Origin of the sequence: Klebsiella sp. X13 (genome assembly GCF_003323835.1) — a bacterium.
Classification (GTDB): Bacteria; Pseudomonadota; Gammaproteobacteria; order Enterobacterales; family Enterobacteriaceae; genus Klebsiella; species Klebsiella ornithinolytica.
This window is the reverse complement of the sequence record NZ_CP030874.1, coordinates 4,630,792-4,646,650: the sequence shown is the minus strand read 5'-3', so window position 1 is coordinate 4,646,650 and position 15,859 is coordinate 4,630,792. Positions and strand designations below refer to the sequence as shown.

The following is a 15,859-nucleotide window of genomic DNA, read 5'->3' as shown; positions in this document are numbered from 1 at the left end:
GGAGGCGTAATGAAGAGCTATATTGCCGTCGACTGGGGCTCGACACAGCTGCGCGGCTGGCTGATTCGCGACGGAAAATGCGTGGAGACAATGCAGCTTCCTCTCGGGGTCTCGCGGCTCAACGGACAATCGCCGGCGGAGGTTTTCCACCGGTATCTGACGCCGTGGCGCGCAGCCGCGGAGCTACCGGTAGTCATGGCCGGAATGATCGGTAGCGATGCGGGCTGGCAGGCGGTGCCCTACCTGGCCTGCCCGGCGGCGATTGATGAACCGGGGCGTCAGCTGTTTGCCGTTGCTGACGGCGTGTGGATTGTTCCCGGCCTTAAGGTAGAACAGCGCGGGGATTACAACGTGATGCGCGGGGAGGAGACGCAGCTGCTTGGCGCATCGCAGATAGCGCCGGCGACGTGCTACGTGATGCCGGGTACGCACTGTAAATGGGTGCAGGTTGAACAGGGCGTGGTGCGCCACTTCGCCACCGCGATGACCGGAGAGCTGCATCATCTGCTGCTTAGCCAGTCGCTGATCGGTAAACAGCTTCCCGACCAGCAGGCGGATGAGGCGGCATTTACCCTTGGGCTGGAAAAGGGGAGGGAGGCGCCGTCGCTGGTGGTTGACCTGTTCGGCGCCCGTGCCGCGCGGATACTGGGCGCGCTGTCGCCGACATCGGTCAGCGACTATCTCTCAGGTCTCCTGATTGGCGCGGAGGTGGCGGCGCTCCGCGAACGCTACCGCGCGACGCACATCACGCTGGTGGGGGAACCGGCGCTAAATGAACGCTATCGTCGGGCGATGGCGGCCCACGGAGTGACGGTCAACAGCTGTCGCGGGGATGAGGCATTTCTGCGCGGCATCGCGAGGATTATCCATGAACACGTTTAAACTGGTCGCGATTTTGCGCGGCATTGGTCCGCAAGAGGCGGCGGAGCATATTGAGATGCTGATTGACGCCGGCTTTCGCTATATCGAAATCCCGCTCAACTCGCCGGAGTGGCAGCGCAGTATTCCGCAGATGGTGGCGCAGTTCGGCGCCCGGGCGGTGATTGGCGCAGGGACGGTGCTTAACGTCGGGCAGGTTGATATCCTGGCGCAGGTCGGGGCGAAGCTGATCGTGACGCCCAATACGCAGCCGGCGGTGATTCGCCGGGCGGTCGAGCAGGGGATGCTGGTTTGTGCCGGCTGCGCCACCGCGACAGAGGCCTTTAGCGCGCTGGAGGCCGGGGCACAGTGGCTGAAGATTTTCCCTTCATCCAGCTTTGGCCCGGACTATATTCGTGCTCTTAAGGCGGTGCTGCCGCCTGACGTACCGGTGCTGGCGGTTGGCGGCGTGACGCCGGAAAACCTGGCGACCTGGGTGCAGGCCGGCTGTTCGGGGGCGGGATTAGGCAGCGATCTCTATCGCCCCGGGCAGCCGCCGGAACAGACCCGGGAGCAGGCCAGACGCTTTATCGCTGCAAGCCTGGTTTAATCACCCAGCGGCTGACGGTCGACGCCGCCGCGGTGGCTGTCGAGCGCCAGCTTGATACGGCGCAGCCGATCTTTCGCCTGCGGTTTGTTGGCCATCGCCAGTTCGGTGGCCAGCACATCCACCATCGCCAGCATGGCATAACGGGACGTGCTGGGTTTGAAGATATAGTCGTTTTCGCGTACCAGCAGCGGTAAGACGAGGTCCGCCTGATCGGCCAGCGGCGTTCCCGCTGGCGTAATCGCAATCACTTTCGCGCCGTACTGCCTGGCGATAGCCGCGCTTTCAATCATCTCTTTGGTATATCCTCCGAGCGACAGGACGATCACCACGTCTTTTGGCGTCACGGCGGAGCTCATCATCCGTACCAGCAGGCCGTCGTTCTGACTGACGACCGGCAGGCCGAGGCGGAACAGGCGGTACTGGATCTCCTGGGCGCAGATGGTTGAACCGCCGCCCATGCCGATGGCCAGAATTTGCCGCGCGTCGCTCAGCCAGGAGACGGCGCGCTTCAGCGCCTCAATATCCAGCGCCCGGCGGTTGGTTTCCAGCACGCCGATGATGGATTCGTAAATGCCCTGCACGCCTTCGAGATCCGGCACATCGAGAATAAAGCGCTGACCGACAGCCAGAGACTGCGCGAGCTTCATCTTCAGCTCACGGACATCTTTGCACCCCAACGCCCGGGCGAAACGGGTCACCGAAGCCTGGCTGGTGTTGGTCAAACGGGCGATTTCGGCGATGGGTAACTCTGCCGCCGCGGCGACATCATCGAGGATAAACTGGGCGATGCGCTTTTCGGTGACGGTCAGCTCGAGAAAGCGATCGGTGATGCAGGAAATGATATCGATCGAGTAGGCCATAGGGAGTACCAGACGGTAAAATTAGCATGATACTTTGTACCATATTCACCCCATAAACACAGCCCTGGCCGGAGACGACTTACAGCGTCAGGCGCATGGCGCAGCGCGTTTCCGGCGGCAGACCGTGTTCCGTTTCCAGCGCCCTTTTTGCCGCCAGTCCCGCCGGCAGCCTTAGCTCGCTCAGCATTGAAAACCCCAGGCGAGTATAAAACGGCGCATTCCACGGCACGTCGCGAAAGGTGGTGAGGGTGACCGCCGGATACGCCGCCTGCCGGGCGCTCTCAATGACCTGCTCCAGCATCATGCGGCCAATGCCTCGCCCCTGCCACGCCTGATGAACGGCGATCTCGACGATAAACAGGGCATCGTCCAGCGGTTCGGTCAGCAGGAAGCCTATCGGTCGTTTATCGGCCACGGCCAGCAGGCTATGGTCAGTTTCAAGAAACAGGCGGTGGCGCTCGGGGCTTATGACTTCGCTTTCCGCCAGCCAGGCCAGCGCCGGAATCTGGCGAAAAGACTGGGCCGCCGAGCGCTCAATCGCGGGCAGGAGAGGAATGTCGTTCTCCTGAGTCAGGCGAAAAGTCGTTGCGGCGGTTATAGTGTTATTTTTCATCGCTTCAGCATAGCAATTTTCGGGAGAAATGCATGGCATTGATAGCCGTCCCAGCTACCGGTTTTAGCAGCGAGCAGTTAAGCACGATCCTCAGCGACTGTTTTGAAGATTACCTGGTGCCGGTTTCACTGCCGGTGGCGGTGTTCGTTCAGCGCTTCGGTTCCGAGGGACTGAGCCTGCTCGACTCCTGCGTCTGGCTGGATGGCGGGACGCCGGCGGCAATCGCCATCGTGGCCCGGCGCGGCGATGAGGCGAGACTGGCGGCTTTTGCGGTGCGTCCGGCCTGGCGCGGCAAAGGCATGGGCCGTCGGCTGATGACGCCGCTCATGGCCTCGCTGCGGAAGCAGGGCGTGCGGCGAATGTGGCTGGAGGTGATCCGCGAAAACTATGCGGCGGTGGCGCTGTACCAGTCTTTAGGCTTTGTTGTACATCATGGGCTATGCGGATTTGTCAGTACCCGGGCGGAGGATACCGCGGCGGTGCTGGAAGAGGGGGATGTGCTCCCTCTGTTGCGCAGAGCCGGAGCGGAGATCAACGGTCGTCTGCCGTGGCTGATGGATCCGTTGACCTTCGCCACGCTGCCATGCCGGGCGCTCACTCTGAACCAGCAGGCTTTTGCCGTGCTGGCAACCTTAACCTCCACGCCGCAGCTACAGTTTTTGTGGGTTGAGCCCTCCGTTCGCGGCCGCGGGCTGGCGCATGAGATGCTGAGGGCGCTGGCCCGCCAGTTCCCCGGCCTGAGTACTTCGGTGATCATTCCCGAATCATTTACGCCGCTGTTTAGCGCGGCAGGGTATGCGACCCTGGCGCTGAAGCAGTATGAGATGTGCGTGGAGTTCAGCGGGTTACCGCCTGCCGAATGCTAGCGAATGCGTGAAGGCGCCCCGGTTCAGGTCATGAGCCGGGGCGGCAGCGTTAACCGTCGCTTTTTACCACTTTAAGATCCACCATGCCGATTCCCAGCTGACGCGGCGCGTGGCCAAGGATATTCCCTTCGTTGGTGGACTGCGGATCCGGCGGAACGATAATCAACGTATCGCTGCGCGACGGATTGTCGAAATGCAGAGTGGTGGTGGAAACCTCGTTGGCCAGGGTGAGGATTTGTTCGCTGTTGCCCACGCGGACCGGGATCGGTTTATTGGCGTTCGGCCCGTAGGCTTTGGCGGTAATCACCAGATCGAATTTTTCCGGTAGCGGCTCTTTATATTCAATCTTCACCTCGCTGCCGAGCTGGGCGTTAGACCAGCGGCCCCACGATTCCGGGCGGGAGATCCCGCTGAACTGCCTGACCTCTTCCGGCGCGCCGGCAACGTTAAAGACAAAGCTGTCGGCTTTGTAACGAATATCGTTATCGACGATCTTCAGGGTATCGACGTTGCCTTTGTAGCGCTGCATATCGATAACGGTATCTTTAAACGCCGTTTTTCCCTGCCACCGGGGCTTATCAACATGCTGCACCTTCTGTTCGCCGCCGAGCTGGCCCTGGGAAACGCACCAGTCGGTGGAGAGCGCCAGCTCAGAGGACCACAGCTGGCCCATTTTGTAGCAGCGATCGATCCACACGAAGTTATCCCGTGGGGCAAAATCGGCCAGCTGGAAGCGCAGCGGGGCGGAATATTCACTCTCCGGCAGCGGCTCAACGCGTTTATCGGATACCCGCAGCAGCAGCGGGAGGCGGAAATGGCTGCCGGAGAATGAGATCGTGTTCTTTTGGCTGTCGATGGTGAAGTTTTTCATCTCTTTCGGGAAGTTCCACAGGCGGATGATATCCGGTTTCCAGGCCAGCACTTTCTCTTTCATATTCATGAAAATACCGGACAGCGATTGTCCGGACAGGCTGCTGCGGCCCAGACCGATAAAGTTATCGCCGCCAAGGATGTCCAGCACCGTGGCGCCGTTGTCCATGGTGTTGCGCTTCACGGCCAGCGTCTCCTGCTGCGGCTGGTCGCCGCGCAGAACAAAGAACAGGTTGCTGCGATCCTGTTTGTTGAGATAGTCCCAGGCGGTGTTTTTCATCGCCAGATGATCGGAAGAGACCACGATGACCGTATTTTTGAAATACGGAGAGGCTTTGATTTTCTCAATCAATGCCGCGATATGCTCCTGACTACAGGTGACCGCGCTAAAGGAGAGATTCTTTTTCCCGCCGATGTCATAGCTTTTACGCTGGCAGGTGCGGGAGATAAAACCGTCCGGATGATGGGTGTCGACCGTCAGCGCAAAGAGCGAGAAGCGTTTGCCGGATTGAGAAAGTTCTTCGAATTTTTTCCAGGTTTCATCCAGAACGGTGTCATCGTAGAAGCCCCAGTCATTGCGGTAAGCGGGGTCGGCAACCGTGGTTTTCAGCTCTTCAGCGCCGTACAGGTAGTCAAAACCGTGTGATTTCAGGAACACATCTTTGCCGGCGAAACGCAGGTTGGCGCCCTGTACGAAATAGTTTTCATAGCCGGAGTTTTTCAGAATGTCGCCGAGGCAGATATTCTGCGGGAAGAAGCTGGAGACCGAGGCGGAGGCGTTGCCTTCAAACGGCGCAAACAGAGGAATACCGCACTGGGAAGCCACCATGCCAGCGATGGTGTAATCGGTACCCGGAAGCTGGGTGGTGTTGCTGAAATCGAGGCCTTCGTTTTTTAGTTTGCCGAGTTCGGGCGTCAGATCGGGAAAGGCGTCGTTATCAAAATAGGTGCGTTCGAGGCTTTCCCCGTAGATATAGACCAGGTTCAGCTTCGGGTTCGGAATGCTCTTCGCCGGCTCTTTGTAATAGGCGATAAAATCGGGATCGCCGTCGCGGGACTGCGATTTGACCAGTTCGCTGATTTGACGAAACGCCGGGCTGGCATCCACGGAGGCCAGCGCCAGAACCAGCGCCAGCAGGCTGTAGCCGAAATGATGAGGATGGTGGCGGCGACGGCGCAACACCCATCCCAGCGCGCTGAATACGGTCACCAGCGCCGCTACCAGCCCGACGCCGGGAAGAATGTATTTACTGACGCCAGCCCCGGTCAGGCTGTTGGTCAACGTATAGAGGACCGCGTCGTTAATACCGTCCCCGGTGAAGTAGTCGCTGGCATAGAGGGTAATATTAAGCACCACAAACAGCCCCAGCACCGTTAACGTGGCGGCAAACCACCAGGTGTTACGACCGGCTTTTAAGGCATAAATCACCACCGAGGTGAGGAACAAGGCGATGGATAACAACTCTGACACAATTCATCCTCATTAGCGCCAGTTGACCGCTGGCAGGATAGACTATTTTCCACGCTACACTGTAATTGCAGTGCCATATGGCTGCAATTGTAGAGTCATGAAACTGTGCAGTAGTTCAGAATTGGTTTAGAAATGGTCGTTTTTGATCGGGGTCACATCCCTGAACAACGAGGATCGTGTGCTGAAGAATGACGAAAATCATGGCTGGAGCCGCGTTAACAGCGCTAAGGCGTTAAACGCGGCGTCAGTGAAAAAAATCAGGAGAGGAAGTTAACGCCCTGTTTTAAGACCAGATCGCAGGCTTTGGTTTTCACTTTCTCCGCCAGCGGGCTGCTGCCGAGCGTGTTGAGGTTCAGCTGCTGACCGCTATTATTGCTCAGAAGCCCCTGCAACCCTTCCAGATAGCTGGTGTCCTCTTTCTGTTTTTCCGGCGTGCTGAGGCCGAGTTTATCCAGAACCTGATTTTTGACGTTTTCCGTGTTGGTGACCGAGGCCAGTTTTTGTTTGGCGCAGTAGGACATAATCCCGGCGGCATTGTTCATGCTGCTGGCGGTCAGGGACTGACTGCCACCGTTCAGCAGGCTGGTCAGCGAAGACATCGACAGGGCGCCGCTTTCCTGAGAGCCGCTCTGGCTGCTAAGCTGGCTGGCGGCGCTGGAAAGAGAGTCCTGCCAGGAGGCTGCGTGGGCGCCGGCGGCAAAAAAAACGCCGGCAATCAAGGCGGTGCGGAATAAGAATTTTGCAGATTTCATCAGTGTACTCATCATGGTTACTTAAGCATTTCTGCAGTATAACCCCGGCAGAGTTCGGAAATATCTTAATACTCTTTGCCGGTGACCCGATGACGATAGCTGTCCCAGTTGAAGATGACCCACAGGCTGTTGCCAAGACGCATACGATCCATGACGCGCTCGCCGAGCAGCTTGTTCATCTCGTCCATGTTGCTGTTGGTCAGCATCCCGGTCGGGCGCTTTGATGAGGAGCGGCGATCGACTATCTGGTTGATGATCACTTTCTCGTAGCGCGACTCCGTCTGCATCCCGATCTCATCGATCACCAGCAGATCGACCTTGCTCAGATCGTTAAGGAGCTGTTCTTCGCTGGTTTCCCGATTGCCAAACGTCTCTTTCATCGCCGACATAATATCAGCGACGGTGATGATCAATACCGATTTCCCGCGGAGCAGCAGCTCGTTGCAAATGGCGGCAGCCAGATGGTTTTTGCCGGTGCCGGGTTTGCCGGAAAAGATAAAACTGGCGATGTTGCCGTCAAACTCTTCAACGTACTGGCGTGCTCTGGACAGCGCGTTCATCTGGCCTTCGCACTCGACCCGATAATTTTCAAACGAACAGTTCTGGTGCAGCGGACGGATGCCGGAGCGGTTAAACGTCCGCTGCATTTTCATGGCGCGGTTTTCGCGCTCCAGCGCTTCAGAACGCAGTTTGCCCTGCTCTTTTTGCCAGGCCAGCAGCTCTTCGCCGGTTTTAAACGCCGGTTCGACATGGGCTGGCATCATTTTTTGCAGACGCTTCATCAGGTCGCCAACGTTTTTCATGCTCATCCTCTGAAACCTCGTGGAATATGGCTATCTGGTTCGCTGACCGTATTCACATCGCGCCGCGGCTGGCCGCCGTTGCTGGCCCGGCCGATCTGTACGCTGCGCGCCAGCTTTTGCTGCCATTGCACATGATGAAAGACTTTGCCTTCCGCCTGCCAGTAGGCGACAAACGCCGCCAGCTCTTCCGGCGTCACCGGTTGGCTGAGGGCGATGCCCCACAGCGCGGCCATGCGCTGGAAATCAGCGTCCGGCTGCCAGTCGGCATACATGGCGAATTTCCCCACGGGGATAGCGGTTGGCGCTGCGCCGGGTTCGTCGAAAAACTGCGTATCGAGCGCAACATCGCTGCCGGGGCGAGCCAGTTTTGCTTCCAGCTCCAGCAGCTGCGCCAGACGTTCCGGCGTGAGCGCGTAGAACGCTGGGGCATTGTTAGCAAAAACGGCAACCGCGCCGCTGGCCGATTTTGCGAGAACGGCCGCATGGTCCTGAATAAAATCATCCAGGCCGCTAAAATCGGTGGTTAATATTCGCGAAGACATAACACTATCTCAATTCTGAACAACAATAGAGAGGGGTAATCGCCCCCGGATACCTGTCGTTTTTCAGGTGCTTCATTGCTGACTACGGGCGTTAATCCGACCCGCTGGTTTCAGGCAGCGTATCGGGATCCCCGCGGCTGTCGCAGTAAAGCAAACTGAAATCCATTGGCTATAGTAGCACAGCGTCGGGCCAAATCCCTGCTATACCCGCGGGCGCTTACGGTACAGCCAGAGACCCGGAATGGAAAGACCGATAGAGAGGGCGCCAACGATGGAGGAAGCCTTGAGGAAATTACTCAGCAGCATGATCATCATCTCTTCCGAGTAGCCAAAATGGCTGATTTTCACCGCCGAGATCATCGCCGTATAGGCAGAAATACCGGGGAACATCGGGATCACGGCTGCGACGGTGAAAATTTTGGGATGCGCCAGGTACCAGCGGGACCATTGAATGCCGATGCTGCCAACCAGCAGAGCGGCGAGGAACGTCGCCCATTCAATATTGAATCCTGCGGTCATCATCACCATACGCGAACCGTGGCCGATCGCTCCCAGCAGCGCACACCAGCGCAGCGCGCGCTGCGGTACGTTAAACACCATGGCAAACCCGGCGGCCGGAATGGCCGACAGCGCCATATCCTGAAGCAGCGCGCACAGATACGAGATTATGCCCATCCGCGTAGCCCCCACATGGTCATTGCCATCACCACGCCAATGCAGGTGGCCAGCGTCAGCAGACTGGCCAGCGCCCAGCGCGCCAGGCCGGTATTGATATGCCCTTTAAACATATCCGCAACGGCGTTAATCAGCGGGAAGCCGGGCACCAGCAGCAGTACGCTGGCGGCCATCGCCACCGTTGACGTGTTGGTAAAGGCGGGAAGGCGCAGCATCAGCCCGGAGATGGTGGTGGCGACAAAGGCGGTGATGCAGAAGTTTATCTGCGGATGCATCGAGCGATGGGTCAGGAGCTGGCGGATATACATGGCGATAGTGCTGGCGCAGAAGGTGACCAGCGCACCGTCCCAGCCACCGTTGTTGAGCTTGCAGAAACAGGCGCAGGAGAGCCCCACCATCAGAACCACCAGCCAGCGCGGATAGCGCAGCGGCTTAATCTGCGTAAAGCGCTTCTCCACATCTTTATAATCCAGCAGCTTATGCTCGGCCATAATCACAATATGCTGCACTTCCGTCACCACGTGCATGTTAATGCCGCGATCGATGTTTTTACGCGTAGAGGTCAGGCACTCGCCGTCTTTAATCGTGGTGAGCACAATCGCATTCGAGGAGATGGCGCTTTCAACGCTGTCCATGCCGAGCGCCCGCCCCAGACGAGTCGAGAGCTCCTCAACCAGCGCGCTCTCTGCGCCATGCTGTAACAAGAAAAGTCCACACTGAATACATAGTCGCGTAATTGTGCGCTGAACTGCCCGATCTGCTTGCATAAATACCCGCTGTCCGTCACATCCGATGCCGTCATGTCTGTTGCTACTTTAACCTGAACTCGCGCTTTCTCTGAGGGGGACCGGATCAAACAATGTGCAAAAAGTCGCCGCAGGCGGCCGAAATAGAATTTGAACTCCGCCACACTTTCTTAAAACTGTTGAAAAGTGCATTTTTTGTACGGATTTTTGCCTTCTTTTTCTCGTCCGGGTTATCAAAAATGCAGGAGAGAACTTTTATTAAACAAAAAACAAACAAATAATTAACCATCGAGCGTGAGGCAATCCTATGAAAACACAGGTCGCGATTATCGGGGCGGGCCCCTCCGGGCTGCTGCTGGGACAACTGTTGCATCGAGCCGGGATCGAAACCGTTATTCTCGAGCGGCAAACGCCGGAATATGTGCTGGGGCGCATCCGGGCGGGGATTCTGGAAAGCGGTACCGTCGACCTGCTGCGAGAGGCCGGGGTATCGCAGCGCATGGATGCGGAGGGGCTGGTGCATCATGGGGTTGAGTTTTTATTTGAGGGGCAGCGGGTACCGGTTGCGCTGACAGAGCTGACCGGTGGCAAAAGCGTGATGGTATACGGCCAGACCGAAGTGACCCGGGATTTAATGGCGGCGCGTGCTGACTGCGGAGCGCCGGTTATTTATGGCGTCAGCGACGTGACGATTCAGGATGCGAAGAGCGATCGGCCGTCAGTCTCCTTCGTCAGCGGCGGGGAAACCTGCCGCCTCGAGTGTGATTTTATTGCCGGTTGCGATGGTTTTCACGGTGTCTCGCGACAAAGCATCCCGCGTGACATTCTTAAAGAGTATGAAAGCATCTGGCCGTTTGGCTGGCTGGGGCTGCTGTCGGACACGCCGCCGGTCAACCCGGAGCTGATTTATGCTCACCATGAGCGGGGATTTGTATTGTGTAGTCAGCGCTCACTAACAAGAAGCCGCTACTATCTGCAGGTCCCGCTGAGCGACAAGGTTGAGGCATGGTCGGACCAACGTTTCTGGGATGAGCTGAAACGCCGTCTGCCGGATGAGCTGTCTGGCAAGTTAGTGACTGGTCACTCACTTGAGAAAAGCATTGCACCGCTGCGTAGCTACGTGGTGGAGCCGATGCAGTACGGGCGGCTGTTCCTGGTGGGCGATGCGGCGCATATCGTGCCGCCGACCGGAGCAAAAGGGCTGAATCTGGCCGCTTCCGATGTGAACTATTTGTGGCGCATTCTGCGGGAGTATTATCACCGCGGTCGCATCGATCTGCTGGCGAGTTATTCTCGTTTTGCTCTTGATCGGGTGTGGAAGGGGGAACGGTTCAGCTGGTTTATGACCCGCCTGCTGCATGATTTTCCGCAGCAAAGCGAGTTTGATAAAAAAATGCAGGCGGCGGACCGTCGCTATTACCTCGGATCGCGCGCCGGGTTGACCACCATAGCGGAAAACTATGTGGGTTTGCCCATGGAGCGTGTGGCGTAGGGAATCAACAGCTGGAGTTGTCATGCAGGCCACCAATACCGTTCCCGTTTTTAAATTGTATGGCGAAGAGCGCGACTGGCCTACGCCCGATCTCCTGCACTGCGAGTCGATTTTGCAGCGCAGCAGCCTGTATGAGTGGCATATCCGCATGCATCAGCATGCGGAGATGGTGCAGCTGCTCTATTTGCATAAAGGCAGGGCGGAGATCGAAATTGAAGGGACTACCACCGTGATGACCGAATCCTGTATTCAGGTGGTGCCGGCGTTGTGCATTCATGGGTTTCGTTTTTCACCCGGCACGCAGGGCTATGTTCTGTCGCTGGCGCTGCCGTTGCTCAGCCATTTTGAACGCCAGTTTGGCCGCCAGCTTGATGTCCTCGGCCAGCCGCAGTGCGTGCCCGTTAAGCACTCCCGCGGGCATATCCGTGCGCTGTTTACGGCATTACGGGAAGAGTATTGCGAAGAGCTGGATGCCCGGGAAATGATGCTGCACTCGCTTTTAGGGGCGCTGCTGGTTTGGCTGAACCGGCAGTGCCGCCCGACGTCGGTCGCCGAAGGGAAAGCGGAACGAAAGCGCAGCGTCATGCGCCATTTCTCTCGTCTTATTGAAAGTCATTACCGCGAACATCTGCCGCTGGCGGAATACGCCCGCCAGGTTGGGCTGTCGGCGACGCACCTCAATTATTTGTGTCGTGAATTTCATGGCTGCAGTGCCTTAGGGGTTTTGCACCAAAGACTGATGCTGGAGGCGCGGCGTAATTTGCAATATACCACGATGACTGTGACTCAACTTTCTGATTATTTGGGGTTTTCAGATGCGACTTATTTTTCCCGTTTTTTTCGTCGCTATAGCGGCGTATCGCCAAAAACATTCAGGAATGAAATTAAATAAAATATGATGTGACAGGTTTTGCGTAATTCTTTCTAAAGTCTGCTTTCATTTTTTCTAATTTATTGTTGCTCTTTATGTATGCTAATGTCGTTTATTGCTAAGGCCAGCAATGCAATTCCCCACACTAAAATTGGTACAGAGCGTAAGGCCGAAACGTTCGCCAGGGGTGACACGGATTCACCTGGCAAAATAATATTATGGTTGCCAGGGGGGCCATCTGTTTTATGCCAGACGTGAATCTTCTACAGAAAACGGAGGGTTTATGTTATCAGGACATGATCAGTGCGGCATCATCATCAGCAAAATACCGGTTATGCAGTCCGGCTTAAAAACCATCACCAGTGAATGTCTCCCCGACTATATATTCAGCTGCTGCCGTTCGCCGGAGGAGCTCACGCTAACCGAACTGGGTCGAACCCGGCAGGTTATTGTCGACCTGTCCGGTGACCTCAGCCAGCCTCAGGAAGTTTGTGAATATTATTGTTTTTTAATGAGTCAGTATAAAGATATTCACTGGGTTTATATTGTCGGGCGCGCCAGCGATCGCGCGGCCCAGATATTTTTAGTCCGTGATAACAGTACATTAGTTTCCGACATGGCGCCGGTGGTACGTTTAGGCGCAGCGATATGCGCGGCAGAAGCGAGGCGCCCGGAGGATGTGGCTGTCACGAATGATAAAGCGACTTTTCTCAATACGCCAACCGATACGGTATCGATGAGCCCGGAGATGATAAGCACGCTGACTTTATCTGAGCGCAAGGTTTTACGGCTTCTGGCAAAGGGCTGGGGAATTAATCAAATAGCCTCGTTATTGAAAAAAAGTAATAAGACGATTAGCGCGCAAAAAAATAGCGCTATGCGCCGTTTATCTTTGAATGGCAATGCGCAGATGTATGCCTGGATTAATAGTGAACAAGGGATGAAAGAGTTGAATATATACTCAGAACATGGAGAGCTGCAGGAATGGAGAAGCGTAGCGAAGCGCAACGCATTGCTGTCATCGAACCGTGCGTAATGACGGAGACGGCGCTTCGTTTTATCTTAAACGATCGTTATAACGAAAATAGTAGCATTCATTTTTTCAAAGATGTTCAGTCATTGACGCAAACGATGAATATCAGGCAGGTCACTGCGATTATTTTTTCGCTTTCCGGTCATCGTCAGCTGCGACTGGAAAGTTTGCTTTTTTTTCAGGAGGCTGCTTATACCCATCCAAATATTCTGCGAATTATTCTGGCGAATAGCGGAGCAGAGCGTGACTTAATTACTCAGCTGGTGCCATTCCAGCTGCACGGCGTTTTAAATAAAGCCTGCGGCCGTGAAACGCTGCAGGAGCAGCTATTTCGGCTACTTGAGCAACAAATAGCCCCCCGTAATGAACCTGCCAGCCGCAAGGCGCTCTACGGTCATCGCCTCAGTTCTATGGAGCAAACAATTCTTCGCTATATAGCCTGTGGCTATTCATTGTCAGAGATAGCGGTGCAGATGGAGCGGAATATCAAAACCATTCGCGCCCACAAGTGCAATGCGATGGCCAGGCTGGGTATCAGCTCCGATCTCGGGCTGCTGAGCGCAGCCGATATTTTGATCCATTTCCCGCCGCCATGCTGCCAGGACGCTGCGGGGGAAGGGATAGCGTAGCCGTGCTCCAGGTATGCTACTGGCAAACATCAATCCAGGTCGCTTCGGTCAACTGCGCCATTCTGTCCGGTGAAATGCGCACTGCGCTATGGATAGCGCCTGCTGCCGGTAAGACTTCCGGGTACTGTTTTAGCGAAATATCGCAGTAGATCGCCAGCGGATTTTCCAGCCCGAAAGGACACACGCCGCCCACCGGATGCCCGGTCAACATCACGACCTCATCACTGCTGAGCATGCGAGCTTTCGCGCCAAATGCGTCCTTCAGTTTTTTATTATCCAGCCGGGCGTTGCCGCTGGCGACAACAAGGATGACCTGTTCTTTCACTTTTAACGAAAGGGTCTTGGCGATTTGCCCGGGTTCGACATGATGCGCGGCGGCTGCCAGGGCAACGGTGGCCGTACTTTGATTTAGCTCGATGATGTCGATATCGGGGGCATGTTCGGCAAAAAACTGCCGCACGGACTGCAGGCTCATTGGGATCTCCTGATTAATGACCGATTTAATCTGTCACAAGGCCGGAGGAGTGTAAATATTGTTGATTGAGAATCAGGAATTATTCCAATTTCTGGATCTTCTTCACAATCACCGTAACCGGTTACTGTAACCGGTTGCTGTTCTGCTCGCTCAGATGAATACTGGATGGGTAACTTCCCTGTATCACATATAACAAAGAGCCGTGTATGAATCGTGCTGACTTGAACAGTATAGAGAATGGAATGGCCGGCGTGGCTGTCCGTTCACAGAACATCTTTCATCACAACGGCAGAATAATCGTTGTTGGGCCAGTATCTAAAGCCTGTCAGGAGGGCTGCTATGTCTGCTAACCATGCTGCGTTTAATCTGATATTTCGCTTTGTAGAAAATTATATAAGCCCTGTCGCCGGGCGAATCTCGTCGCAGCGCCACGTGATGGCTATCCGTGACGGTTTCATCTCGGCAATGCCGTTTATGATTGTCGGGTCATTCCTGCTGGTCTTTGCCTACCCGCCGTTTTCGCCTGATACCACCTGGGGGTTTGCACGCGCCTGGCTGGATTTGGCGAAAGAGTTTGAAGGGCGGATTCTGACGCCGTTTGATATGACGATGGGCATTATGTCTATCTACATTTGCGCCGCGATCTCTTATAACCTCGGCAAGCATTATGAGAAGACCCATCAGCTCGATCCCTTCATGTGCAGCATGCTGTCCATTATGGCTTTTCTGCTGGTGGCGGCGCCAAAAACGAACGGCACCCTGCCGGTCGATAGCCTCGGCGGTACGGGGATTTTTACGGCGATTCTGGTGGCCGTGTACTGCGTTGAAATGATGCGTTTCCTGAAGGCGCACAATATCGGTATTCGCCTGCCGGATCAGGTGCCGCCGATGATCAAAAACTCCTTTGATCTGCTCATTCCGGTGCTGGTGGTGGTGTTGACGCTCTATCCGCTCAGCCTGTTTATTCAGCACCATTTTGACATGCTTATTCCGCAGGCCATCATGGCCATCTTTAAACCCCTGGTATCCGCAGCGGACTCGCTGCCGGCGATTTTACTGGCGGTGCTGATCGGCCATCTGCTGTGGTTCGCCGGGATCCACGGCGCGGCGATTGTCTCTGGCATGCTGCAAATGTTCTGGCTGACTAACCTCGGGATGAACCAGCAGGCGCTGGCTCAGGGCGCGCCGCTGCCGCATATCTTTATGGAGGCGTTCTGGACCTTCTTTATTGTTATCGGGGGGTCTGGCGCCACAATGGGCCTGGTCTTCTGCTATCTGCGCAGCCGGTCGGCGCATCTGCGTTCAATCGGTCGGCTGAGCGTCGTGCCAAGCCTGTTTAATATTAACGAGCCGGTTATTTTCGGCACGCCTATCGTCATGAACCCGGTCTTCTTTATTCCGTTCCTGCTGGCACCGATGGTTAACGCCGTATTGGCCTGGGCGGCGATGAAGCTGGATCTGATTGGACGAGTGATTTCAGTTGTACCGTGGACGGCTCCGGCGCCCATTGGCGGCGCGTGGGCATTGGGCTGGGATTTCCGGGCGGCAATTCTGGTGGTTATTCTGGCCTGCGTCTCCGCGATTATCTACTTCCCGTTCTTTAAGGTGTATGAGAAACAGCTGTTGGCGCAGGAGGCTGAAGAGGCTCAGCGTCTGGAAGAAGAGAGTCAGCAGACAGCATAAGATAACCGGC

Annotated in this window: 17 protein-coding genes; 8 read left to right on the top strand and 9 right to left on the bottom strand. The window is 56.0% G+C overall.

All coding sequences use genetic code 11. The features are described 5' to 3' along the window. Positions 1-9: 9 nt before the first annotated feature. Positions 10-882, top strand: coding sequence for a 2-dehydro-3-deoxygalactonokinase (locus DSD31_RS22155; protein ID WP_100663317.1), 873 nt, complete (start codon positions 10-12; stop codon positions 880-882). Continuing rightward, the gene (locus tag DSD31_RS22150) at positions 869-1,468 is read left to right on the top strand and encodes a 2-dehydro-3-deoxy-6-phosphogalactonate aldolase (protein ID WP_048024227.1); all 600 of its coding nucleotides are present in this window, start codon (positions 869-871) and stop codon (positions 1,466-1,468) included. Before DSD31_RS22155 ends, DSD31_RS22150 begins: the two co-directional genes overlap by 14 nt. Here DSD31_RS22150 and DSD31_RS22145 read toward each other — a convergent pair. Further along, positions 1,465-2,328, bottom strand: a complete 864-nt coding sequence (locus tag DSD31_RS22145) for a MurR/RpiR family transcriptional regulator (protein WP_004857599.1) — start codon at positions 2,326-2,328, stop codon at positions 1,465-1,467. The genes DSD31_RS22150 and DSD31_RS22145 overlap by 4 nt on opposite strands. A 79-nt stretch (positions 2,329-2,407) precedes the next feature. Then, entirely contained in the window at positions 2,408-2,941 is a 534-nt protein-coding gene (locus DSD31_RS22140) for a GNAT family N-acetyltransferase (protein WP_004857601.1), read from the bottom strand. Between the two features lie 32 nt (positions 2,942-2,973). Here DSD31_RS22140 and DSD31_RS22135 point away from each other — a divergent pair, with 32 nt between their 5' ends. Continuing rightward, entirely contained in the window at positions 2,974-3,807 is an 834-nt protein-coding gene (locus tag DSD31_RS22135) for a GNAT family N-acetyltransferase (protein ID WP_048024231.1), read from the top strand. Between the two features lie 49 nt (positions 3,808-3,856). Here the strand turns inward: DSD31_RS22135 and opgB are convergent, their stop codons facing one another. The 6 genes from opgB to DSD31_RS22105 all read right to left on the bottom strand — a co-directional run bounded on the left by opgB (position 3,857) and on the right by DSD31_RS22105 (position 9,687). After that, on the bottom strand, positions 3,857-6,148 hold the full coding sequence (gene opgB / locus DSD31_RS22130) for a phosphatidylglycerol--membrane-oligosaccharide glycerophosphotransferase (protein ID WP_015585196.1): 2,292 nt from the start codon (positions 6,146-6,148) through the stop codon (positions 3,857-3,859). Between the two features lie 257 nt (positions 6,149-6,405). Continuing rightward, a complete protein-coding gene (locus DSD31_RS22125; protein WP_004857608.1) occupies positions 6,406-6,900 on the bottom strand; it encodes a YjjA family protein in 495 nt (164 codons plus the stop codon). Between the two features lie 65 nt (positions 6,901-6,965). Then, entirely contained in the window at positions 6,966-7,703 is a 738-nt protein-coding gene (gene dnaC, locus DSD31_RS22120; RefSeq protein WP_015585195.1) for a DNA replication protein DnaC, read from the bottom strand. Between the two features lie 2 nt (positions 7,704-7,705). Beyond that, on the bottom strand, positions 7,706-8,245 hold the full coding sequence (dnaT, locus tag DSD31_RS22115; protein WP_004857612.1) for a primosomal protein DnaT: 540 nt from the start codon (positions 8,243-8,245) through the stop codon (positions 7,706-7,708). Between the two features lie 201 nt (positions 8,246-8,446). Further along, on the bottom strand, positions 8,447-8,920 hold the full coding sequence (locus tag DSD31_RS22110) for a threonine/serine exporter (protein ID WP_004857614.1): 474 nt from the start codon (positions 8,918-8,920) through the stop codon (positions 8,447-8,449). Further along, complete coding sequence (locus DSD31_RS22105) at positions 8,911-9,687, bottom strand: threonine/serine exporter family protein (protein WP_015585194.1); 777 nt, start codon at positions 9,685-9,687, stop codon at positions 8,911-8,913. Before DSD31_RS22105 ends, DSD31_RS22110 begins: the two co-directional genes overlap by 10 nt. Positions 9,688-9,973: 286 nt before the next feature. Between DSD31_RS22105 and pobA the strand changes: the two genes are divergently transcribed. From pobA to bglJ, 4 genes are all read left to right on the top strand, one after another. Next, positions 9,974-11,158 carry a 4-hydroxybenzoate 3-monooxygenase gene (pobA, locus tag DSD31_RS22100; protein ID WP_015585193.1) on the top strand — a complete coding sequence of 395 codons (1,185 nt, stop codon included), beginning with the start codon at positions 9,974-9,976 and terminating at the stop codon, positions 11,156-11,158. Positions 11,159-11,180: 22 nt separating this feature from the next. Further along, positions 11,181-12,050, top strand: coding sequence for a helix-turn-helix domain-containing protein (locus tag DSD31_RS22095; RefSeq protein ID WP_004857621.1), 870 nt, complete (start codon positions 11,181-11,183; stop codon positions 12,048-12,050). A gap of 262 nt (positions 12,051-12,312) precedes the next feature. Next, the gene (locus DSD31_RS22090; protein ID WP_113991308.1) at positions 12,313-13,065 is read left to right on the top strand and encodes a helix-turn-helix transcriptional regulator; all 753 of its coding nucleotides are present in this window, start codon (positions 12,313-12,315) and stop codon (positions 13,063-13,065) included. Continuing rightward, positions 13,014-13,691, top strand: coding sequence for a DNA-binding transcriptional activator BglJ (gene bglJ, locus DSD31_RS22085; protein WP_048024233.1), 678 nt, complete (start codon positions 13,014-13,016; stop codon positions 13,689-13,691). The genes DSD31_RS22090 and bglJ overlap by 52 nt, the downstream gene beginning before the upstream one ends. A 16-nt stretch (positions 13,692-13,707) precedes the next feature. Here the strand turns inward: bglJ and DSD31_RS22080 are convergent, their stop codons facing one another. Next, positions 13,708-14,166, bottom strand: a complete 459-nt coding sequence (locus tag DSD31_RS22080) for a YbaK/EbsC family protein (protein ID WP_004857627.1) — start codon at positions 14,164-14,166, stop codon at positions 13,708-13,710. Between the two features lie 339 nt (positions 14,167-14,505). On the opposite strand from DSD31_RS22080, the gene DSD31_RS22075 reads away from it, so the two are divergent. Further along, positions 14,506-15,849, top strand: a complete 1,344-nt coding sequence (locus tag DSD31_RS22075) for a PTS cellobiose transporter subunit IIC (RefSeq protein ID WP_004857629.1) — start codon at positions 14,506-14,508, stop codon at positions 15,847-15,849. The last annotated feature ends 10 nt before the right edge of the window (positions 15,850-15,859 follow it).